At 71.7% G+C, this 22,811-nt stretch carries 17 protein-coding genes; 8 read left to right on the top strand and 9 right to left on the bottom strand.

What is annotated here, in order from left to right:
- Nucleotides 1-16: 16 nt before the first annotated feature.
- On the bottom strand, nucleotides 17-532 hold the full coding sequence (rplJ, locus tag ACFQUV_RS22975; protein ID WP_111383565.1) for a 50S ribosomal protein L10: 516 nt from the start codon (nucleotides 530-532) through the stop codon (nucleotides 17-19).
- A 929-nt stretch (nucleotides 533-1,461) separates the two neighbouring features.
- Here rplJ and ACFQUV_RS22980 point away from each other — a divergent pair.
- The 7 genes from ACFQUV_RS22980 (at nucleotide 1,462) to ACFQUV_RS23010 (ending at nucleotide 15,302) form a co-directional block, all read left to right on the top strand.
- A complete protein-coding gene (locus ACFQUV_RS22980; protein ID WP_378395810.1) occupies nucleotides 1,462-2,436 on the top strand; it encodes a GDP-mannose 4,6-dehydratase in 975 nt (324 codons plus the stop codon).
- A 105-nt stretch (nucleotides 2,437-2,541) separates the two neighbouring features.
- Nucleotides 2,542-3,438, top strand: coding sequence for a polyphosphate kinase 2 family protein (locus tag ACFQUV_RS22985; RefSeq protein WP_129607944.1), 897 nt, complete (start codon nucleotides 2,542-2,544; stop codon nucleotides 3,436-3,438).
- A 178-nt stretch (nucleotides 3,439-3,616) separates the two neighbouring features.
- Complete coding sequence (locus ACFQUV_RS22990; RefSeq protein ID WP_378395812.1) at nucleotides 3,617-5,905, top strand: tetratricopeptide repeat protein; 2,289 nt, start codon at nucleotides 3,617-3,619, stop codon at nucleotides 5,903-5,905.
- 264 nt (nucleotides 5,906-6,169) lie between these two features.
- Nucleotides 6,170-11,032: a S8 family serine peptidase gene (locus ACFQUV_RS22995; RefSeq protein ID WP_129609578.1), complete on the top strand. Its 4,863-nt coding sequence runs from the start codon at nucleotides 6,170-6,172 to the stop codon at nucleotides 11,030-11,032.
- A 149-nt stretch (nucleotides 11,033-11,181) separates the two neighbouring features.
- Complete coding sequence (locus ACFQUV_RS23000; protein ID WP_129609577.1) at nucleotides 11,182-12,945, top strand: ShlB/FhaC/HecB family hemolysin secretion/activation protein; 1,764 nt, start codon at nucleotides 11,182-11,184, stop codon at nucleotides 12,943-12,945.
- 17 nt (nucleotides 12,946-12,962) lie between these two features.
- Nucleotides 12,963-13,547 carry an invasion associated locus B family protein gene (locus ACFQUV_RS23005; protein ID WP_129609576.1) on the top strand — a complete coding sequence of 195 codons (585 nt, stop codon included), beginning with the start codon at nucleotides 12,963-12,965 and terminating at the stop codon, nucleotides 13,545-13,547.
- Nucleotides 13,548-13,628: 81 nt separating this feature from the next.
- On the top strand, nucleotides 13,629-15,302 hold the full coding sequence (locus ACFQUV_RS23010; RefSeq protein ID WP_129609575.1) for a peptide chain release factor 3: 1,674 nt from the start codon (nucleotides 13,629-13,631) through the stop codon (nucleotides 15,300-15,302).
- Nucleotides 15,303-15,353: 51 nt separating this feature from the next.
- Here the strand turns inward: ACFQUV_RS23010 and ACFQUV_RS23015 are convergent, their stop codons facing one another.
- From ACFQUV_RS23015 to ACFQUV_RS23050, 8 genes are all read right to left on the bottom strand, one after another.
- The gene (locus ACFQUV_RS23015) at nucleotides 15,354-16,325 is read right to left on the bottom strand and encodes a tripartite tricarboxylate transporter substrate binding protein (RefSeq protein WP_129609579.1); all 972 of its coding nucleotides are present in this window, start codon (nucleotides 16,323-16,325) and stop codon (nucleotides 15,354-15,356) included.
- 62 nt (nucleotides 16,326-16,387) lie between these two features.
- Nucleotides 16,388-17,077: an AroM family protein gene (locus ACFQUV_RS23020; protein ID WP_129609574.1), complete on the bottom strand. Its 690-nt coding sequence runs from the start codon at nucleotides 17,075-17,077 to the stop codon at nucleotides 16,388-16,390.
- Nucleotides 17,074-18,006 carry a DUF1177 domain-containing protein gene (locus ACFQUV_RS23025; RefSeq protein ID WP_129609573.1) on the bottom strand — a complete coding sequence of 311 codons (933 nt, stop codon included), beginning with the start codon at nucleotides 18,004-18,006 and terminating at the stop codon, nucleotides 17,074-17,076. The genes ACFQUV_RS23020 and ACFQUV_RS23025 overlap by 4 nt, the downstream gene beginning before the upstream one ends.
- Complete coding sequence (gene pepE / locus ACFQUV_RS23030) at nucleotides 18,003-18,707, bottom strand: dipeptidase PepE (RefSeq protein ID WP_129609572.1); 705 nt, start codon at nucleotides 18,705-18,707, stop codon at nucleotides 18,003-18,005. Before pepE ends, ACFQUV_RS23025 begins: the two co-directional genes overlap by 4 nt.
- The gene (locus tag ACFQUV_RS23035) at nucleotides 18,704-19,567 is read right to left on the bottom strand and encodes an IclR family transcriptional regulator (protein ID WP_129609571.1); all 864 of its coding nucleotides are present in this window, start codon (nucleotides 19,565-19,567) and stop codon (nucleotides 18,704-18,706) included. The genes pepE and ACFQUV_RS23035 overlap by 4 nt, the downstream gene beginning before the upstream one ends.
- Nucleotides 19,568-19,698: 131 nt before the next feature.
- Nucleotides 19,699-20,604 (bottom strand): NAD(P)/FAD-dependent oxidoreductase, encoded by a 906-nt coding sequence (locus tag ACFQUV_RS23040; RefSeq protein ID WP_129609570.1) that lies wholly within the window; start codon nucleotides 20,602-20,604, stop codon nucleotides 19,699-19,701.
- Nucleotides 20,605-20,705: 101 nt separating this feature from the next.
- Nucleotides 20,706-20,993: a hypothetical protein gene (locus ACFQUV_RS23045; RefSeq protein ID WP_111386120.1), complete on the bottom strand. Its 288-nt coding sequence runs from the start codon at nucleotides 20,991-20,993 to the stop codon at nucleotides 20,706-20,708.
- 198 nt (nucleotides 20,994-21,191) lie between these two features.
- Nucleotides 21,192-22,319: an S-(hydroxymethyl)glutathione dehydrogenase/class III alcohol dehydrogenase gene (locus ACFQUV_RS23050; protein WP_129609569.1), complete on the bottom strand. Its 1,128-nt coding sequence runs from the start codon at nucleotides 22,317-22,319 to the stop codon at nucleotides 21,192-21,194.
- 147 nt (nucleotides 22,320-22,466) lie between these two features.
- Between ACFQUV_RS23050 and ACFQUV_RS23055 the strand changes: the two genes are divergently transcribed.
- Nucleotides 22,467-22,805, top strand: a complete 339-nt coding sequence (locus tag ACFQUV_RS23055; protein ID WP_129609568.1) for a hypothetical protein — start codon at nucleotides 22,467-22,469, stop codon at nucleotides 22,803-22,805.
- The last annotated feature ends 6 nt before the right edge of the window (nucleotides 22,806-22,811 follow it).

Genomic DNA, 22,811 nt, shown 5'->3' on the forward strand with positions numbered 1-22,811 from the left:
TTCGGGTTTGCGAGCCTCACGCCTCGCCCTTGCTGGCATAGGCCTGAACCACCCGGGCGAGCTTGCCCGCCGGCGCGTTGACCAGCTGAGCCACCTTGGTCGCCGGGGCCTGCACGAGGCCGACGATCTTGGCGCGCAGCTCATCGAGAGACGGCAGCGAGGCGAGTGCCTTCACGCCGTCCGGGTTCAGGGCGGTCCTCCCCATGGCGCCGCCGAGGATCACGAGCTTGTCGTTGGCCTTGGCGAAATCGGAGACGACCTTCGGCGCAGCGATCGGATCACCCGAATAGGTGAGCACGGTCGGCCCCTTGAGGAGGGGCGCGACGATCGCCGCGTCGGTGCCATCAAGAGCGATCTTGGCGAGACGGTTCTTGGCGACCTTCACCGAGGCACCCGCCTGCTTGGCCTGCCTGCGCAGGGTCTGCATCTGGGCGACGGTGAGGCCGGCATAGTGAGCCACCACGACCACGTTGGAGGCCTTGAAGACCTCGTTCAGGGTCGTGACGAGCTCTTTCTTTGCCGCTCGATCCACGTCTTGCTCTCTCTGGTTGGCGGCCCCCCGGAAGGAGCCGCCGGTTGCGTCGAATCGTCCCGCGCCTGCGCCTCACGGCGCCGAAGCGGAACGACGCTTCTTGCCCTGTCCCCCGAGAGCGCGCGGACCGCGCCGCCGGGACAAACCCGAGTCGGAACCGTACGGGGTCTCCCCCGAATCGATCTTCCCCGTCTGTGCAGGCCCTGGGATCGAATTAAGCCGTCGCTCTTGCGTCCTAATGCCTATGCAATTGACATTGCTCATGCAAAATCGCGCGCTAGCAGCAGCACCTGCAGTCTCGGACAGGACTGGCCGCTCCACCGGAGCGGCCGCGTGCGTCACGGAGGCGGCCGGTTTCCGGCCCTGCCCTTCTGATCGATCCGATCGGATGCCCAAAAGGAACAGAGTCCTGATCCAACAGCTTTTCCGAGAACACGCAAGGGCGCGCCGACAAAGGGCCGGCACGCCCGTGGGCGCTATTTAACGGCTCGCACACCGTTTGCCAAGTCCCTCTTAGCAACCTCCGTGCCGCGCGATCCGCCGCACCCCGGAATCTCAGGCCCGATCGCCGAGGGCAGCCGGAATCGACCTTGACGAAAAACTTCAAAATCGAAGCTTATATGATTGATATAGTGATTTTTTAGCTTCATTCCAGCTCCGATCGAGGCCCCCCGCCGGGGCGCGCCCGACGATCTGCCCGTCACCCGGCGCCGGGCCGTGGATCGCCGCGCCACACCGGCGGAACGCGGCCGGAGCAGCGCGACCCGGACACGCTGTTCCGGAAGCCGCCCCTCTGGTAAGACGGCGCTCGCCGCCACCACGCCCGAGCTTCGATCCATGGTGCCCGCCGCCCCCCGATCCACTGCCTTCGCGACCCGGTCGCCGTGCTCCGCCGGTGGGCGCAGGGCCACGCGCGGGCCGCACCGCGCATGAGCCGCACCGCGCTCGTGTTCGGCGTCTCCGGCCAGGACGGCAGCTTGCTGGCCGAGCAGCTCGCCGCCGAGGGCACCGTGGTGCATGGCACCTCGCGGCAGCCGGCCGGCCCCTTCCCCAACCTGGCAGCGCTCGGCCTCGGCGACAGGGTCCGGCTGCACGGCTGCCGGCCCGACGACATCGATGCGGTCCGCCGCCTGCTCGATGCGGTGCAGCCGGACGAGGTCTACAACCTCTCGGCCCAGAGCTCCGTCGGCCTGTCCTTCGCGGAGCCGCGCGAGACCATCGACAGCATCCTGTCGGCCACCGTGGCGATCCTCGACGCCATCCGGCTAAGCGGGGCCGCGATCCGCTTCTGCAACGCCGGCTCGGGCGAGTGCTTCGGCGAGACCCCGCCGACGGGCGCCGACGAGAGCACGCCGTTTCGCCCCCGCAGTCCCTACGCGGTCGCCAAGGCGGCCGCGCACTGGACGGTCGCGACCTATCGCGAGAGCTACGGCCTGTTCGCCGCGACCGCCATCCTGTTCAACCACGAGTCGCCGCTGCGGGCCGAACGCTTCGTCACCCAGAAGGTGGTGCGCGGCGCCGCCCGCATCGCGGCGCGGCTGGCCGCCGGCCAGGCCGCCGAGCCGCTGCGGCTCGGCAATCTCGACATCTGCCGCGACTGGGGCTGGGCCGCCGACCATGTCGCGGCGCTGCGCCTGATGCTGCGGGCCGACAGCGCCGAGGACTTCGTCATCGCCACCGGCGAAGCGACCACGCTGCGCGACTTCGTCGCCGCGGCGTTCTCGGCCTTCGGGCTCGACTGGCGCGATCATGTCGTCTCGGTTCCGGAGCTGATGCGACCGTCCGACATCGCCGTCTCGGTCGGCCGTCCCGACCGCGCCTTCGCCCGTCTCGGCTGGCGGGCCACGACCCGGATGCCCGAGCTGGTCCATCGCCTCGCCGCGGCGGCCCGGACAGCCGGCTGACCGGCGCCCCCACCCGGCTCACGGTCCGTCCTTCGTGATTTGCCGGGGCCGGCCGGCCCCGTTACAGCCGGAGCCCCGCCGCCCCTGCCCCCCAGGAGACGCCGCATGCCGATGAAGGCCGCCGAGCTGATCGCACCCTACCGGGTCACCAAAGGCCGTAAGTTCGAGTTGTCCGACATCGCGCCCGACGACACCAACGGCCTCGACATCGAGAAGGAGGAAGCCAAGCTCTACATCGCGGCCGGGGTGACGCGGCTCTCCGAGATGCAGGAGATGCTCTACGCCCAGGACCGCTGGTCGGTGCTGCTGATCTTCCAGGCGATGGACGCGGCCGGCAAGGACGGCGCCATCAAGCATGTGATGTCGGGCGTCAACCCGCAGGGCTGCGAGGTCCACTCCTTCAAGCAGCCGACCTCGACCGAGCTCGACCACGATTACCTGTGGCGCTGCTTCTGCAAGCTGCCGGAGCGCGGCCGCATCGGCATCTTCAACCGCTCCTACTACGAAGAGGTGCTGGTCGCCCGCGTCCACGAGGACGTGCTGGCGCGCCAGAAGCTGCCGCCCGCGCTGGTCACCCGGTCGATCTTCGAGGACCGTTACGAGGACATCGCGGCGCACGAGCGCTATCTCGCCCGCAACGGCACGCTGATCCTCAAGTTCTTCCTGCACGTCTCCAAGAAGGAGCAGAAGCGCCGCTTCCTGGAGCGCCTCGACGAGGCCGAGAAGAATTGGAAGTTCTCCGGCGCCGACCTGGCCGAGCGCGCGCACTGGAAGGACTACATGCGCGCCTACGAGGACATGATCCGGGCGACCGCCGCACCGCACGCCCCGTGGTTCGTCGTGCCCTCCGACAACAAGTGGTTCGCCCGCCTGGTCATCGTCGCCGCCATCGTCGACGCCATGGAGAGCCTGGATCTCGCCTTCCCGACCCTCTCCAAGGCCGAGCGGGCCGCCCTGCTCAAGGCCCGCGACGCCCTGACGAAGGAGAACCGCCGCGACTGATCTGGTCGCCGCCGGGCGGTCGCGCCCCGCCGGCCGGCTCGAACCCCGCTCCCCCGACGCGGCACAAAGCCTCGACGGGGCTTGATCAACCCGCCGATCGCGGACCACTATCGGGGCGTGGGTCCCGCGCCTCTCGCGGCTGTCTCACCGCCCCTGCACGTTCGCTCGGGAGAGTCCGATGCGTCGGCTTCTCGTGGTTCCTACCGGCTTCACCGCCCTCGTCCTCGCCGCACTCGCTCTCGCGGCGCTCGCTCTCGGCGGAAGCACGGCCTCCGCCCAGAGTCAGAAGGACTGGAACGCCTGTCGTAACGGCGAGCTCGATTCTCGCCTGGCCGGCTGCACCCGCATCATCGAGCGAAGCGGCAGCAAGATGGCGCCACGCGACCGCTCCGCCGCCTACAACAACCGCGCCTATGTCTACAACGAGAAGGGTCAGCACGAGCTGGCGATCCGCGATCTCGACGAGGCGCTGCGCCACGATCCGACCAACGCGACGGCGTTCAACAATCGCGGCTTCGCGTTCAGCGCCCAGGGCAACCCCGACCGCGCCCTGCGCGACTACGACGAGGCGCTGCGGCTCGACCCGAAATACGTGATCGCCTACGGCAATCGCGCCGCCGCCTGGCGCAAGAAGGCCGAGTACGACAAGGCCATCCGCGACTACGACGAGGCGATCCGGCTGAAGCCCGGCGCCGCCGAGTATTTCAACGCTCGCGGCAACGTCTTCTTCGACCAACGCAACTACGACCGCGCCATCCAGGACTACGACGAGGCGATCCGGCTTTCGCCCAAGACCGTCGTCTATGTCAGCAATCGCGGCAATGCCTACCGCAACAAGAACGATTACGACCGCGCTCTGCGCGACCTCGACGAGGCGCTGCGGTTGCAGCCCAACTACGTCACCGCGCTGATCAACCGCGGCCACACCTATTACAACAAGGGCGATCACGGCCGGGCCATCAGCGATTACGACGAGGCGGTGCGGCTGGAGCCGCGCGTCGCCGCCTACTACAGCTACCGGGGCAACGCCTATCGGGGCCGCGGCGACCTCGACCGGGCGCAGCGCGACTACGACGAGGCGATCCGGATCGACCCGCGCTATGCCTTCGCGTGGCAGAACCGCGCCCAGGTCGGCATCGCCCGCGGCGACTGGGAGCGCGCCCTCGCCGACCTCGACGAGGCCGTGAAGCTCAACCCGCGCGACACCAGCTCCCTCAATCTGCGCGGCTACGTCCACAATCAGCGCCGCGACTACGACCGCGCGATCCGCGATCTCGACGAGGCGATCCGGCTCAACGCCCGCTTCGCCGCAGCGCTGAGCAATCGCGGCACCTCCTGGCGCCTGAAGGGCGAACTCGACCGCGCCATCGTCGATCTCGGCGAAGCACTGCGCCTCGATTCGACGCTGGCGCCGGCCTACACCAGCCGCGGCCTCGCCTTCGAGGCGCGCGGCGATCTCTCGCGCGCCCGCGACGACTTCCGCGCCGCCCTGGCGTCCCCGACCAGCCGCAGCTATCTGGGCGGAGCCTGGGCGGTCGACACCGCCCGCGCCCATCTGGCGGCGATCGACGCCGGTGCACCGCGCCCCGACCCCGGAAGCCGTCCGGCTACGCCCCAATCCGGCGCGACACCGTCCGGCGCGGTGCCGTCCGCCACGGTGGCGCCGGCCGCGACGGTCGCCCCTGCGGCCACCCCGACCCCGTCCGTCACCCCGGCCACCAGCCCGGCGGTCCTGCCCCCGCCGCCGGCCGCCGAGCCGCCGGTGGGCCGCGGCACCCGGGTCGCCCTGGTGATCGGCAACGGCGCCTACCGTTACGCCACCACCCTCCCCAACCCGGGCAACGACGCCCGCGACATGGCGCGGTCGCTGCGCGGCCTCGGCTTCGACGTGGTCGAGGGCATCGATCTCGACAAGCACGGGATGGAGTCGCGCATTCGCGACTTCGGCCGCAAGCTCGACCGCGCCGACCTCGCCCTGTTCTTCTATGCCGGGCATGGCCTCCAGGTGGCCGACAAGAACTATCTGGTGCCGGTCGACGCTCGGCTGGAGCGGGCGGGCGACCTCACCCTCGACACCGTGACGGTGGACGACGTGCTCGCCCAGATGGAGAGCGAGCGCCGGGTCAATCTGGTCTTTCTCGACGCTTGCCGGGACAACCCGCTGGCGCGGTCGCTCGCCGCCGCGCTCGGCACCCGCTCGACCTCGGTCGGCACCGGGCTCGCCCCGATCCAGAGCGCGGTCGGCACCATGATCGTCTACGCCACCCAACCCAAGAACGTCGCGCTCGACGGCGAAGGCCGCAACAGCCCGTTCACCGCCGCTTTGCTCAAGCACATGGCCACGCCGGGCCTGGAGATCGGGGCGGTGATGAAGCGGGTGCGGGCCGACGTCTACCAGACGACGCGCCAGCGCCAGCTCCCGTGGGACCACTCCTCGCTGATCGGCGACGTGGTGCTGGCCCGGTGACACGCCCCGCGGCGGCAGCTGTTCCATAGACCGCAACCGGCGGCTGCGGCGATTCTGCCACGGCACGCTGAATTCCGAGCGGTTCCGGAGGGTTCCGGCGCCCTGTTGCTTGTTCGTCGCAGCGCCGCTCTGGTACGGTCCCCGCCTCCGGGGGAGATGGTCGGCTAGTTCGGCCCCGGACCCGCGGAGGTCGGGACGACGACGTCAGGACAGCGGCGCCGAACCACCGCGGCAGCCAGAACGATCGAAGCCGGGACGACGCCCATGACCCGAAGGCTGGCCCGCCTCGCAGTGACGGTCGCGCTCGGCGCCGCCGCCGGCGGCGTGCCGTGGGCCGCGCTGGCGCAGCCGCTGCCGACCGGCGGCACCCCGACCCACGGCGCGATCGGCATCTCGCAGCCCTCGCCTTCCAGCCTGCTGGTCACCCAGGGCGGACCGGCCGGCATCATCACCTGGTCGACCTTCTCGATCGGCACCGGCAACACCGTCCATTTCGACAACGGCAGCGGCGCCACCCTCAACCGGGTCACCGGCAACGTCCCGTCGACCATCAACGGCACCCTGACGGCGACCGGCAGCGTCTTCCTGGTCAACCAGGCCGGCATCGCGGTCGGCCAGACCGGCATCGTGCAGACTGGCGGCAGCTTCGTCGCCTCGACCCTCGACGTGAAGGACGCCGCCTTCCTGGCCGGCCGCAGCATGACGTTCGACGGCGCCAGCACGGCCGCGGTGGTCAATCTCGGGCGGATCGGCTCCGCCAAGGGCGACGTCGTGCTGATCGCCCGCACGGTGCAGAACGACGGCAGCATCACGGCCCCGGAAGGCACCGCCGCGATGGCGTCCGGCCGCGAGGTGGTGCTGAGCGACGGCGCCCTCGGCAACGGCAAGGTGCAGGTCAAGCTGCCGGGCGGCAACGGCCAGGTGGTCAACCGCGGCTCGATCCGGGCCGCCGACGTCGAGCTGCGCGCCAATGGCGGCAACGTGCTCGCGCTGGCCGGCAACACCGACGGCGTCATCAAGGCGACCGGCGTCGCCAACAAGGGCGGCCGCATCTTCCTCACCGCCGAGGGCGGCAGCGTGGTGGCGACCCAGCGCCTGGAGGCGCGGCGCCAGGCGACCGCCCCGGCGGAGCCCGACCGGCGGGGCCGCAAAGGGGGCGCGGCCAAGACCGTCACGGCCGGCGGCGACATCCTGATCGAGGCCGACGCGGTGACGATCGGCGGCGTGCTCGATGCCGCCGGGATCGACGGCACCGGCGGCCGCATCGTGGTCACGGGGCGCGACGTCACGGTGAAGTCCGGCGCTCTCCTGACGGCGAGCGGCACGACGGGCGGCCTGGTGCTGGTCGGCGGCGATCGCGGCGGCGGCCGGGCGCCCGGCGGCGCGCTGTTCGACCGGCCGATCCGCAACGCCGAGCGGGTGACGGTCGAGTCCGGCGCCGAGATCCGGGCGGATGGCAGCAGCGGCGCCGGCGGCAAGGTGGTGGTGTGGTCGGACGGCACCACGTCGTTCGCCGGCACGGTCAGCGCCAAGGGGCCGGGCGGCGGCGGCTTCGTCGAGACATCCGGCCGCGACCTCGTGATCACCGGCGGCCGCGTCGATGCCGGCCGCGGCGGCACCTGGCTGCTCGACCCCGACGACCTCGTCATCGACACGACGCTCGCCGGCATCATCTCGGCGAGCCTGAACGCCGGCACCAACGTGACCCAGGAGACGACCGCCTCCGGCACCGGCGGCCAGGGCGACATCACCATCCTGCCCGGCGTCACCATCGCCTGGAACACCGGCGCGACGCTGACGCTGAGCGCCTACCGGAACATCGTGTTCGAGACCAGCTACGCCAGCCCGTCCGGCCCGCAGATCATCAGCAGCGGGGGCGGCAGCATCGTGCTGCGCGCCGACAACACCGGCACCGGCATCGGCTCGGTCCGCTTCGACAACGAGTACGGGCCTTCGATCGTCCTCACCGGCGGCGGGGCGGTCTCGATCTACTACAATCCGTATGCCTACACGGCGCCCTCGCTCTACGGATACCTGATCCCGCAGGACTTCGGCAGCGCCGTCAGCACGCCGACCCCGGGTCAGCTCCGGCCCTACATGCTGGTGAACAGCGCCGCCGACCTCGCGCGCATCGGCGACAATCTCGGCGGCGCCTATGCGCTCGGCCGCGACATCGACGCCACCGGCTTCGCCGGCATCGACGGCCATTTCGACGGCATCCTGGACGGTCATGGCGGCCTCGTCCGGGCGGACGGCTCGAAGATCGTCCACACCATCTCGCATCTCGGCGTCGCCAGCCCCAATCCGTCGCGCGGCCTGTTCGACGTGATCGGCCCGGGCGCCGTGGTCCGCAACCTGATGCTCACCGGCCATGTCGAGGGCCAAGCGGCGGAAAGCGCGGTCGGCCTGCTGGCCGGCATCAACGAGGGGCGGATCGAGAACGTCCATGTCGCCGGCACCATGCTGATCGGCACCGGCAACGGCGTGTGGGCGGGCGGGCTGGTCGGCCGTAACGAGGGCACCATCGTCGGCTCGACCGCCGATGTCGCCATCACGAGCCTCGGCGAGCACACCGTCGGGGGGCTCGCCGGCTACAACCAGGGCCTCATCTCCGGCTCGTCGGCGCATGGCGACATCGTCGCCGGGCCGACCACCAGCTACGGAACCTATGGCGGCCTGGTCGGCCGCAACGCCGGCCTCATCGAGTTCGGCGTGGCGACCGGCTCGATCACCGCCGGCTCCCTGGCGACGGTCGGCGGCCTCGTCGGCGAGAACACCACCGGCTATTTCGGACCCGGCGGCGAGATCCGCTATTCGGTGGCGACCGGCGACGTCACCGGCGGGGCCGGCGCGGAGGTCGGCGGGTTGGTCGGCCGCAACCGCGGGACGCTGTTCGAGTCCGTCGCGGTCGGCCGCGTGACCGGCGGCGCCGGCAGCGCGGTCGGCGGCGCTGTCGGCCGCAACGACGGCCTGGTCGAGGAGGTGAGCGCGACCGGCGCGGTGACGACCGCCGGCCCGGGCGGCACCGGCGGCGGACTCGTCGGCACCAATACCGGAACGATCGCCCGCTCGTTCGCGACCGGCGCGGTTACGGGCGACGGCGGCACCCGCATCGGTGGCCTCGCCGGCCTCAACGCGACGACCGCCTACGGGCCGCCGGCCGAGATCCTCCAGTCCTACGCGACCGGCGCCGTGACCGGCACCGGCACCGCCGTGGCGGGCGGCCTGGTCGGCACCAATTCGGGCCTCGTGCGCGAGACCTATGCGATCGGCCGGGTGACCACCGGGGCGGGCGGCGCGGCCGGCGGCTTGATCGGCGTCAACGACCTGACGCCGGACCAGACCTTCCTGGGCGGCCCGGGTGTCGTCCAGTCGTCGTACTGGGACACGATGACGTCCGGCCGCACCACCAGCGCCGGCGGTGTCGGCCTGACCACCTTCCAGCTCGCCGGCGGCCTGCCGCCCGGCTTCGATCCGGGCGTCTGGAACACCTTGCCGGGACAGACCTATCCGTTCCTGTTCGGGCCGCCGATCCGGGTGCCGTCGTTCTACGATCCCGGCCCGCTGGTCACCCTGGTGTCGCTGACGCCGACCGGCCTCGGCGGCTTCGGCCCGCCCGACCCCAACCAGAGCAACATCACGCCGCCTCCCTCGGGCGACGGCACCGGCTCCGGCGGGCGTGGCGGCCAGGGCGGCCGCGGCGGCGCCGGCGGAGCCGCCGGCAATCCGGGCGCCGGCCCACCGCCGGGACCGGGCCTCGACCGCTCGCCCAGCGAGCAGCAGTTCAGCGGCGTGCCGCCGCTCGGCGAGACCCGCTTCGTGCCGGACGAGATCGTGCTCCAGATTCCGGCCCGGGTGTCGCGCGCCGAGGTGGAGGCGATCGCCCGCCGGCTCGGGGTCGAGATCCTCTCGGCCGAGCCGATCGCCCTGACCAATCGGGTCGTCTACCGCTTCCGCATGGGCGCCGGCCAGGACATCCGGGCACTGATCCTCACCCTGGAGCAGAACCGCATCGTCTCCTCGGCGCAGCCCAACTACACCTTCGGGCTCGCCCGCGGACCCGCCCGCGACATCGGCCGGCAGTTCGCCCAGCTCGCGCCGGACGCCACACCGGACCCTGCGCCGCCGCCCGCGAGCGCGGGAGCACCTGGAGCCAAAGCCACCGAGCCCGCCGCGGCCGGCGCCAGCGATCTCGCCAGCGACCTCGCCGCCCGCACCACCCTGCCGGCCGGCGACCCGGCCCAGTACGTCATCCAGAAGCTCCAGCTCGGCACCGTCCATCAGCGGGTGCGCGGCGCCAACGTCACGGTCGCGGTGATCGACTCCGAGATCGACGCCCGCCATCCCGACCTGCAAGGGGTGATCATCGATCGCTTCGACGCGACCGGCGACGCGCCGCGGCCGCACACCCACGGCACCGGCATGGCGGGCGCCATCGCGTCGCGCTTCCGCCTCCTCGGCGTCGCCCCCGGCGCCCGCCTCCTGGCGGTGCGGGCGTTCTCCGAGAAGGCGCCCAGCGCCGAGGCCACCACCACCCAGGTGCTGAAGGGGCTCGACTGGGTGATGGCGCGCCGGCCCCGCATCATCAACATGAGCTTCGCCGGCCCGCGCGACTTGATGACCGAACGCATCCTCGACGAAGCGTACCGCCAGGGCATCGTGCTGATCGCCGCGGCCGGCAATGCCGGGGCGAAGTCGCCGCCGCTGTTCCCGGCCGCCGATCCCAACGTGATCGCCGTCTCGGCCACCGACAACGACGACCGGCCGTTCGCCCAGGCCAACCGCGGCAAGCACATCGCCGTGGCGGCGCCCGGCGTCGACGTGCTGGTGCCCTCGCCCAACGGCGCCTACCAGCTCACCACCGGCACCTCGGTGGCGGCCGCCCATGTGAGCGGCGTCGTCGCCCTGCTGCTGGAGGCCCGGCCGAGCCTGACACCGGCGGATATCCGCGCCATCCTGACACGGACCGCCAAGCCCCTCGGTCCCGGCAAGGATCTCCAGACCGGCGCCGGGCTGGTGGACCCGATCCGCTCGCTCGCCGGGATCGCCTCGGCGACGGCCTCGCCGGTGGCGCCGGCGGCGGCGCCGCCGCGGCCGGGCGTGGTGCCGGCACAGCCGCTGCGCTAGCAGCGGCGACCGACGAGATGAGACGAGCACCGGCCGGAGAGCCGGGCCGAAACGAGACGACGAGGCGTAGGACGGACGGGGCGTAGGACAGGGTCGTGGACGGGCGTGGACGGAGTACGGAGCGGACCAGCGGGGCGGTGCCCGGACCAATGCCGGCGCACACGCGCCGGCTCGCGTGCGCCGTCGTCGCCACGGCTGTCGCCGCCCTGATGATGGGGGGCAGCCCCGCCGTCGCCCAGGTGGTGGAGCGCAACCTGCCGCCCGCCCCCGCCCGCAGCGGCGCGCCGCCGGTCGGCTTCATCACGCCGGACCTCCTCAAGGGCGAGGACGACACGCCGCTCGGCGCGACGCTGCGCGGGATCGTGCTGCTCGGTGCCAAGGACCAGCCGGCCGCGCAGGCGCGCTCCTCCGGCATCGACGACAGCCGCGTCGCCAGCACCGACCCGGCGGCGCTGCGCGGACGCCTCGCCCCGTTCGTCGGCCGGCCGCTCAGCCGCAAGCTCATCGCCGACATCCAGGCCGCCATCACCGGCGCCTACAAGGACGCCGGCCGGCCCTTCGTGTCGGTCACCATCCCGCCCCAGGAGATCACCGGCGGCGCCCTCCAGGTGCGCGTGATCGAGTATCGTACCGGGCGGGTGACGGTCGCCGGCGCGGCCCGCACCGGCACCGACCATGTGCGCACCCGAGTGCGGGTGACGCCCGGCGAGCCGATCGACGCGCGCCGGCTCGAGACCGATCTCGACTGGCTCAACCGCAACCCGTTCCGCCGGGTCGAGGCGGTGTTCGGCCCCGGCCGCGACCTCGCCGAAGCCGACCTGACGTTGCGCACCACCGAGCTGCGGCCCTGGCAGGTCTACACCGGCTACGCCAACACCGGCACCCTGCTCACCAGCCGCGACCGCTGGTTCGCGGGCACGTCCATGGTGCTGCCCGGCGAGGTGCTGGCCTCCTATCAGGCGACCGGCAGCTGCGACTACTGGATCGACAACGGCCACCCGATCAACAATCCGGACCTCGCGCTCTACCAGAGCCATGCGGGCCGGGTGATCGTGCCGCTGTGGCCGCGCGCCAGCCTGGAGCTGATCGGCAACGCCATCCAGACCAACGAGCACCCGAACCTCTGGCTGCGCTATCGCACCCGCACGACGGAGTTCTCGGCGCTCCATCGCAGCGCCCTCGGCGACCTGCTGCCGTGGGCGTTCGGCGACCTGCTGCTCGGCGTCGAGGCGAAGCGCCAGGAGCGCGCGCTGTTCTTCGTCGACACGGAGGTGGCGGACTTCGGCGTCGACCTGTTCCAGGTCGTCGGCGGCTTCGCCGGCCGCTTCACCGATCGTTTCGGCGTCAACGATCTCGACGTGCGGGTGAAGTACAACCCGGGCGGCATGCTGCCCGACAACGCCCCCGCGGCCTGGAGCCTCTACACCAATGGCCGCGTCGACAACGTCCACTACGCCTATGCGACGCTCGCCTATGTGCGCACGACCCCGCTGCCGAAGGGCTTCGTCCTCGGCAACGAGGTGTTCGCCCTAATCGCCGGCCAGCCGCTGCCCGACACCGAGCGCATCTCGCTCGGCGGCGCCTTCCAGGTGCGTGGCTACATGACCGAGGACCGCACCGTCGACCAGGCGGTGATCTCGCGCAACACGCTCTATCTGCCCGCCTTGGCGGTGGACAAGACGGCGCCCTGGCTGCAAGCCAAGGTCGTGCCCTATGTGTTCAGCGACGTCGGCTGGGGCCGCGACGTCTTTCTCGACCGCGACACCACGCTCGCCTCGGTGGGCGGCGGCCTCGACGCCCAGATCGGCACGCTGTGGCGCGCCAACCTGGCGGCCGGCTACGCCCTGCTCGACGGGCCGCAGACACCCGCCGGCACCTGGCGCATCCATGCCCGGGTGACCGCCACCTACTGACCCGAGGTCATCGCCTCATGTCGCGCCTGTTCCTGTCGCGCCTGTTCCTGAAACCGCTGGCCCGGCCCGGCCGCGCCCTGCCGACCGTCGCGGTCGCCGCCCTCCTCGCCGGCACGGCCGTGCCGGCCGACCCGGCGGCGGGCCAGTCGCCGACCCGCACCACCGCCACCTACGACGACTGGACGGTGCGCTGCGAGACTGCGCCGGCGACGCCGCCGGCCATGCCGCAGAGGATCTGCGAGATCTTCCAGACTCAGCAGCTCCAGGGCCAGGCCGCTCCGGCCTGGCAGGTCGCCATCGGGCGGGCCGCCAAGGCGGACCCGCTCCGCCTCGTGGTGCAGATGCCGGTGAACGTGTGGCTCGCCGTCGCCCCGCGCCTCGTCCTCGACGACAAGCAGCCGCCGCTCGCCCTCGGCTACAAGCGCTGCATGCCGGCCGGCTGCTTCGCCGACGCCGAGCTCGGCGACGACATGCTCCGCCGGCTGCGTGCCCGCACCGAGCCGGGCCGCATCGAGTACAAGGACGCGATCCAGCGCGACGTGGCGGTGCCGTTGTCCTTCAAGGGCTTCGCGGCCGCTCTCGACGCGCTGGCGAAGCAGTAGACCTCGTTTCACCTCTCCCCGCCCCGCGGGGTGAGGTGACGGCCCTTGCCCCGACGCCATTTCCCTGCCACATGGCCGACCATGACCCAGCCCGCCCGTGACCTGACGCCGGCCGACGCCGCGCCGGCCGCCGACCCGTCGGCCGCCCCGTCCGCCCTCGCCGCCTCGCCGCTGGCGACCGAGGTGGAGCGCCGGCGCACCTTCGCCATCATCTCCCACCCGGACGCCGGAAAGACCACGCTGACCGAGAAGCTGCTGCTGTTCGGCGGCGCCATCAACCTCGCCGGCGAGGTGAAGGCCAAGAAGAACCGGCGCGACACCCGCTCCGACTGGATGTCGATCGAGCGCGAGCGCGGCATCTCGGTGGTCACCTCGGTGATGACGTTCGACTACCGCGACCGGGTGTTCAACCTGCTCGACACGCCGGGCCACGAGGACTTCTCCGAGGACACCTATCGGACGCTGACGGCGGTCGATTCCGCCGTGATGGTCATCGATGCCGCCAAGGGCATCGAGGCGCGCACCCGCAAGCTGTTCGAGGTGTGCCGCCTGCGCGACATCCCGATCGTCACCTTCATCAACAAGATGGACCGGGAGAGCCGCGATCCCTTCGAGCTGCTCGACGAGATCGAGAAGACGCTGGCGCTCGACACCGCCCCGCTGACCTGGCCGCTCGGGCGCGGACGCGACTTCGTCGGCACCTTCGACATCGAGCGCGGCGGCGTGCGCCTGCTCGACAGCAAGGACGACGGGCACGATTCGGGCGGTCCGCCGATCCCCATGGAGGTGCCGGAGATCGCGGCGCTCAACCCCAATCTCGACGCCGGCGAGATCGCCCACGAGCTGGAGCTGGTCACCGAGGTGTGCCCGCGCTTCGACCTCGCGGCGTTCCGCGAGGGCCATCTGACGCCGGTGTTCTTCGGCAGCGCCCTGAAGAACTTCGGCGTGCGCGACCTGCTCGACGGCCTGCACCGTTTCGCGCCGTCGCCGCGGGCGCAGGATTCCGATGCCGGGCCGATCGACCCGGCCGATCCGCGGATGTCGGCCTTCGTCTTCAAGATCCAGGCCAACATGGACCCGAACCACCGGGATCGTATCGCGTTTGCAAGGCTTTGCTCGGGCAAGCTCACACGCGGCATGAAGGCCCGGCTGGTCCGCACCGGCAAGCCGATGACGCTCGCCACGCCGCACTTCTTCTTTGCGCAGGACCGCTCCATCGCCGACGAGGCGTTCGCGGGCGACGTGGTCGGCATCCCCAATCACGGCACGCTGCGCATCGGCGACACGCTGACCGAGGGGCGCGACATCACCTTCGTGGGGGTGCCGAGCTTCGCGCCGGAGATCCTGCGCCGCGTCCGCCTGTCGGACGCCATGAAAGCCAAGAAGCTCAAGCAGGCGCTCCAGGAGCTGGCCGAGGAAGGCGTCGTCCAGGTGTTCCGGCCGAGCGACGGCTCGCCCGCCCTGGTCGGGGTGGTCGGGCCGCTCCAGCTCGACGTGCTCAAGGCGCGGCTCGCCGCCGAGTACGGGCTGCCGGTCGAGTTCGACCTGGCCGAGTTCCAGCTCGCCCGCTGGATCGCCGCCGACGACAAGGCCAAGCTCGAGGAGTTCATCGCGGCCAACCGCTCGGGCATCGCCGAGGACCTCGACGGCGACCTCGTCTATCTCGCCCGCAACGAATTCTATCTCGGCTACACCCGCGAGCGGGCGCCCGGCATCGTCTTCACCGACGTCAAGGAGACCCAGAAGGGCAAGTGAGCGGCGCGCAACGCGCCGCCCGCTGCCCCTCTTCCTGCTCCGCCGCGGCGGCTACTCCACCGCGATGTCGGCCGCCTTGACGATGTCGGCCCACTGCTTGCGGTCCTTCTCCAGGAAGGCAGCGAACGCCTCGGCCGTCATGCCGGTGACCGGCTCGGAGCCGAGCACCGCCATCTTGGCGATCACGGCCGGGTCCTTCAGCACCTCCTGGAGCACCGCCGCGTAGGTGGCGAGCACGGCGGGCGGCAGCCCGGCGGGGCCGAACACCCCCTGCCAGGTCGGCATGTCGAAGCCGGTCAGCCCCTGCTCGTCGAGGGTCGGCACGTCGGGAAGCTGCGGCGCCCGCTTGAGCGACGCCACCGCGATCGCCCTGACGTTGCCCTGCTGGGCGAGCGGCCCGGCGGTCGAGATGTTGTCCATGGTCATGGCGATGTGGCCGCCGAGGAGATCGGTGATCACCGGGGTAGCGCCCCGGTAGGCGGCGTGCGGCACCTTGATGCCGAGCCGGTAGAACATCGTCTCGGCGATCAGGTGGTTGGAGGTGCCGACCCCGGCGGTGCCGTAGGTGGCGGCCGGCGTCTTCTCGAAATACGCCTTCAGCTCGGCGAGCGTCTTGGCCGGCACGTCCTTGTTGACGATGACCACGTTGGGCTGCGTGGCGGCGAGCGTGATCGGCGTGAAGTCGGACGGCTTGTAGGTCGTGCTCTTGGGCTTGAGCGCGAAGGTGATCGCCATCGAGCCGGCCGCCGCGATGCCGATCGTCTGGCCGTCGGCGGGCGCCTGGGCGAGCCGCGCCGCCATGATGTTTCCACCGGCGCCGGCGACGTTCTCGACCAGCACGGGCTGGCCCAGCCGCTGCGCCAGCGGCTCGGCGAGGAGCCGGCCGAGCGTGTCGGCCGAGCCACCGGGCGCGAAGCCGATCAGCAGGCGCACCGGCACGAGCGGCTTCCAGGTGTCGGCGGCCACCGCCGGCGTCAGGCTCGTCACCGCCACCGCCAGCATCGCGCCGAACGCGCGAACCATGTTGCTTCGAACCATCGGGCAAGTCTCCGAACAGGACAGAACGGGCGTCATTCCAAGAGATGTCATTCCAAGATCTGGGCGAGCAGACGCGCGACCAGGTGGGTGGAGAGCAGCACCGGCCGGCCGGCGGCCGCGGCAATCATCGTCCGCATGGCGGCGCCGTAGCCCATGCAGTGCATGAGCACGACATCGCAGTCGGCGAGGGCCGTGCCGGCGGCCGCGAAGGCGGCGGCGGCCCGCGCCGGATCGGGCTCATAGGGCGAGGCATGGACCAGCCGCACCGGGCAGGCGACGGGCACCGACAGATGCAGGGTGTCGACCTGGGCGGCGAGCGGCACCACGACGCCGACCCGGCGGCAGCGATGAGCGAGCGCCGCCAGGGTATGGTCGACCACCTGCTGGGGCTCGACCGTGAGGGTCGCGGTCGCCGGCAGCGCCGCGCCGGTGCACAGCGGCACCAGAAGGTCGTAGCCGGCGCCGTCGAGGCTCTCCACCAGGGTGGCGAGCCGCGCCTCGGTCGCCGCCTTGTCGAGCTCGACCGCGGTGCCGTCGGCGAGCCGGGTCGCGAACCGATAGGCGCCGGGGCGCGGCCCGAGCGCCGCGATCGCGGCGGCATCGAGCCCGTCCAGCACGCCGTACTCGTCGATGCGCACATGCGATCCGACCAGCGTCGCCATCTCGGGCACGACATCGCGCCGCGGCGCCTGGCCGATGGTGACGAAGGCGATGCGGCGTTGCCGGGGCTCGCTCACGACACCACCTCCCCGCCGTCCCGGCCGACCGTCTGGAGATGCGCCAGCGAGCCGTAGCGGCGTTGCAGCTCCCGCCACTCGTCCGCATCCACGAAGGCGAGCGTGCCGGCGCCGAACAGCTTGGCGATCTCGATGCAGAACCGCATCGCCACGTCGCAGTCGACCGCGCTGGTGACGCCGGTGGCGCAGCCCGGCACCGTGCTCTGCGCCGTGAGCGCGACGCCGACCACGGGGGCATCGGTGGCGATCGCCGGCTGCATCAGCGAGTTCACATGCCGAAGGCCGTTCTCGTAGGGGGTGATGTCCTGGGTGGTGAGCGGCAGCGTGACAGGCAGCTCGCCGCTGACCCAGGACAGCACATCGAGCATCGTGTCGGGGATCGGCAGCAGGAAGCCCTGCTTGGCCACCGGGGTGAGTGCGACGCCGCGGCGATTGACCAGCCGGTTGCCGCGGGTGGTGTCGACCGACAGGATCGCCGCCATGGCGGGATCGACCTCGTGGGCCATCATGGTGCGCATCGGGAACGGCGAGCGCATCATCGGCACCGGATGATGCGGGCGCGTCGCGGCACGCGGGCAAATGTGGGTGCGGATGCGCACGGTGCCGGGCAGGACGTCGCCCTGGCGCGCCATCGCCATCAGCTTCAAGGCGGTGGCGATCGCCACCACGGCGCCGTCGGCGTCCGACACCAGGCCGGTGACGGCGGGGCGCGCGCCGACGCCGCCGAGACGGCCGACGATGCCGAGCTGCGGTGCCGTGTCGTCGCGACCTCGGATGACGATCGAGAGGAAGTCGGTCGCCGCCCCGCCCTGCGCGAGCGGCGTCACCGCGACCTCGCAGTCGCCGGTGGCGCGCAGCACGGCGGCGACCGCCTCGCCGTCGATATCGGCAGCGGACAGAAGCTCGACGGCGTCGAGAACCTGCTTCATGCGATCATCTCCAGCGGCCCCGGTGCCAGCAGGCGCGGCGGCGCGGTGCCGACGAACAGCCGCGCCGGCTGCGGGCCGATCAGCGTCAGGGTGGCGCCGCGCACCGCGAGCCCGGTGCCTTCCGGAAGGCCGACAACCGGCATCGCGGGGTTGAGGGTGCAGAACTCGGCGAGGCGCTGCGCCCGCGTCTCGCCGCGATGGCCGGGCGGATGCGCATCGGTGTAGTGCGGGTTGATCTGGAAGCCGACCAGGCCGAGCCCCGAAAACCCCTCGGGATCGACGATCGGCATGTCGTTGGTGGTGGAGATCGTCGGGCACGCCAGATTGGCGCCGGCACTCCAGCCGAGATAGCGGCCGCCCGCCCGCACCCGACGGGCAATCGGATCGAGGAGGCCGCGGCGGCGCAGCTCGTGCAGCAGGCGGAAGGTGTTGCCGCCCCCCACCACGATCACGGCCGCGGCCGCGATCGTCGCGACAGGATCGTCGGCGCGGTGCAGCGGCACGAGATCGAGCCCGGTGTCGGCGAGCGCCGCAGCGACGAGCGCCGTGTAGGCGTCCCAGTCGCGCGTCACCCCGGCGAACGGCACGAAGGCGGCGGCGGACGCCGGCGGTAGGCCGGCGACGAGATCGCGGATCGCCGGCTGCGCATGCACCAGATAGCCGGCGTCGCTGGTCGAGTTGCTGAGCAGCAGGAGAGTCATGCGCCGCCCTCCCCGGCCGTGGCCGTCGTGGTCTTGGCCGTCGTGGTCTTGGCCATCGTGGTGTCGGCAGGCGCCGGCGGCGCCCCGACAGGCGGCGCCGTCCAGAACGGATCGCCGAGATCGCGCCCGAGCGCCCCCACCTGGTCCAGCACCAAGGCGCGCAGGGTGGCGACGCGCACCGCGTCGACCTGGAACGCCACGAAGGAGACGCACAGGCCGCGCAGGTCGCCGGTCTCCGGATCGCGCACCGCCGCCGCCACGGCGCCGATGCCCGGCATCGCCTCGTCGATGGCGACGCCGCAGCGATCGGCCCGCACCTCTGCGACACGGGCCGCGAGCGCGCCGACGGTCGTCGGGCAGTCCTTGCCTTCGGGCGGCAGCGGTGCCGCCGGATCGCGCCCGTAGAGCGCCGCGAACTCGGCGTCGCTCAGCCGCGACAGCAGCGCCCGCCCCATGGCGGTTCCCGACGCCTGCCGGCGCGAGCCCGGCGGCGACAGCACCTGCACCGGATGAGCGCCGTTGAGCCGCTGGAGCACCACGGTCTCACGGCGATTGAGGGTCGACAGATAGGCGGTGAGGCCGCTCGCCTCGGAGAGGCGCACCAGCACGGCCCGGCACGCCTCGTCGAGCGGTCGCGCCGCCAACCCGGTCCGCACCGCGCGCTGCACCAGGGCGCCGAGCCGGTAGCGCCGGGTGACGGCGTCCTGATCGAGCAGGCCGTAGTGCTGCATCTGGTTGAGCAGCCGCGACGCCGAGCTTTTCGGCAGGGCGAGCCGCTGCGCCACCTCGGTGAAGGACAGCTCGGTGGCGCCCTCGGCAAAGAGCGTCAGAACCCGCTGCACACCGTCCAGGATGCTCATATCAGTTCATAAATTCGGAACTACAGTTCGCTATTCACGAACACCGTAGGATTCGACGGTAGCGCTGTCAACGGTCGGCGAGTGCCGCCCCTCTCGGGCGGACGGCGACCGCGGGGCCAGGGGCTCCGGTCTCAGCGGAAATTCGGCGGCAGGGCGTTGTGGATCGCGGTCGCCGCCACGGCGCCGTGGCCGGTGGCGACGCTGATCTGGTGCAGGTCGGTGGTGACGTCACCGGCCGCGTAGAGCATGGGCACCGCGGTGCGCTGGCGGTGGTCCACCGTGAGGCAGCCGTCGCCCGCCGCCTCGGCCCCGAGGGCGAGCGCGAAGCCGGACCGCACCTCGGCCCCCATGGCGGGATAGAGCACATCGACCACGAGAGGCGCACCGTCGGCCGCGGTGGCGACGATCCCCTCGCCTTCCGGCCGGAGATCGGCCAGCGGCCCCCGCAGCACGGCGACGCCGGCCTCGGCGAGCGCCCTCGCCTCCTCGTCCGGCAGCGGTCCCGCGTCGAGCGGCAGCACCGTCACCAGTCGGGTCCAGGTGCGCAGGAAGCGCGCCTTGGCGGCGGCCCGCCGCAGCGGCCCGACCACCCCGATGTGGCGGTCCATCGCCTCGAAAGCGTCGCAGATCGGGCAGTAGCGCACCCGCGCGGCGGCGACCAGCGTCCGCAAGGCCGGCAGCTCCGGGCTCTCGTCGACGATGCCGGTGGCGATCAGGGCGGCGCGCGCCACGACCGCCCGACCCTCCGCGATCTCGGCCCGGAACAGCCCGTCGGTCCGCACCAGCGTTTCCACGCGGCCGCCGCGCAGCTCCGCCCCATAGCGGCCCGCCTGGTCACGCAGCCGCGCCAGCAGGGCCGGACCGGCGATGCCGGCAAAGCCCGGATAGTTGTGCGACTCGGGGATCAGGGCGGCGCGGCTCTCGCCGGAGTCGACCAGCACGACGCGGCGGCGGAAGCGTGCCAGATAGATGGCCGCCGTCAGCCCCGCCGGGCCACCGCCGACGATCACGCAGTCGGCCGTCTCCGCATCGTCCATCGTCGCCTCGCCGGGGTCCGGGCGCGGCCGGGCGCCGCCGGCCGGTCCTGGCCGACAACGTGCGAGGCGATGCGACGTTCGCGGCCGGCGTCACGATCCGTTCAGGGCAGCCGGCCCGACAGGCGGCGGACATTGTCCTCGACGCAGCGCCGCACCGGCACCAGCGCCTCGGAGGCCGCATCGTCGAAGCTGGCACCGCCGAGCAGCGCGCGCGCCGCGGCCATCTCGGCCTCGACGGTGGCCACCACCTTCTCGGTGACCATGCGCTGCGCCTCGCGCAGCGCCGCCGGGCCGCCTTCGGCGAGCCGGATGGTGCGTAGCGCGATGACGGCCTGAGCCCGGATGCCGAGCCCGGCGAGTTCGAGGAAGCGATCGAGGGGGGTGGTCATGACACGCCTCCGGCGCCGCGGGCCGAGGCACGGGCCGGGGTCGCGGCCAGTCACCAGACTGACGCAAAACCTGTAAGGTCTGGTAAAAAGCGCCGCCGGAAATGCAGAAATAGCCGATCATCGCGCATGGCTGTGACGTCATTTCCGCACGTCGCCGCGGTCTCGCCGCGGCGACGACAGGGTGGCCGGCGCCCGGCTTCAGTACACCACGACGCTGCGGATCGACTCGCCCGCATGCATGAGATCGAAGCCGCGGTTGATCTCGCCGAGCGGCAGCGTGTGGGTGATCATCGGATCGATCTCGATCTTGCCCTGCATGTACCAGTCGACGATGCGCGGCACGTCGGTGCGGCCGCGGGCGCCGCCGAAGGCCGAGCCTTTCCACACCCGCCCGGTGACGAGCTGGAACGGCCGCGTCTGGATCTCGGCGCCGGCCGGCGCCACCCCGATGACGACCGACTGGCCCCAGCCGCGGTGGCACGCCTCCAGCGCCTGGCGCATCACCGTGACGTTGCCGGTGCAATCGAAGGTGTAGTCGGCGCCGCCGATCTGATCGGCGCCACGCTTGGTGAGATCGACGAGATACGGCACGAGATCGCCGCCGACCTCCTTCGGGTTGACGAAATGCGTCATGCCGAAGCGCTCGCCCCACGCCTTCTTGGCCGGGTTGAGATCGACCCCGATGATCATGTCGGCACCGACGAGACGCAGCCCCTGGATGACGTTGAGGCCGATGCCGCCGAGCCCGAACACGATGGCGGTCGCGCCCGGCTCCACCTTGGCGGTGTTGACGACGGCGCCGATGCCGGTGGTCACCCCGCAGCCGATGTAGCAGACCTTGTCGAACGGGGCGTCCTCGCGGATCTTCGCCACCGCGATCTCGGGCAGCACCGTGAAATTGGCGAAGGTCGAGCAGCCCATGTAGTGGAACAGCGGCCGGCCCTCGATCGAGAAGCGCGACGAGCCGTCCGGCATCAGCCCCTGCCCCTGGGTCGAGCGGATCGCCGTGCACAGGTTGGTCTTGCGCGACAGGCAGGACGGGCATTGCCGGCATTCCGGCGTGTAGAGCGGGATGACGTGGTCGCCCGGCTTCACCGACGTGACGCCCGGTCCGACCTCCCGCACGATGCCGGCGCCCTCGTGGCCGAGGATCGCCGGGAAGATCCCCTCCGGGTCGGCGCCCGACAGCGTGAACTCGTCGGTGTGGCAGATCCCGGTGGCCTTGATCTCGACCAGCACCTCGCCGGCCCGCGGGCCTTCAAGCTGCACCGTCGTGACCGTCAGGGGCTTGCCCGCCTCGAACGCCACCGCGGCTTTCACGTCCATCCGGTCTCTCCGTCCTTGTTGGGTGAAAGATTCGTTAATCGGGACTGTACGAAGTTTAGCCGTTCGAGCACGAGAGTTTGAACGGTCTGGGCTAGAACGGCGACTACCGTCGTGCATCATCGCTGGCCGCCCTCGAACCCCGATTTCATGCCGCTCGACCTCCCCACCCTCTTTGCGGTCACCGCCTTCGCCACGGCGATCAGCGGCCTGATGCTGCTGTTCGCCTGGCTTCAGGACCGCAGCCTGGCGACCCTGGCGTGGTGGGGCACGGGGCTCTTGGTGCTCGACGTCGGCGGCGTTCTGGTCGTGCTGCGCGGCATCGCCCCCGACTGGGCCTCGGTCGGCCTCGGCAATGCCGTGTGGCTGTTCGCCTATGGGCTGATGTGGTGCGGCGCGCGCAGCTTCGAGGGGCGGCGGCCGCATCTCGCGGTGCCGCTCGGCGCCGCGCTGGCGTGGATCATGGCGTGCGGCTTCGATGCGGTCTGAACCGAC

It is taken from the genome of Rhodoplanes sp. P11, assembly GCF_964266735.1.
Lineage (GTDB): Bacteria > Pseudomonadota > Alphaproteobacteria > Rhizobiales > Xanthobacteraceae > Rhodoplanes > Rhodoplanes serenus.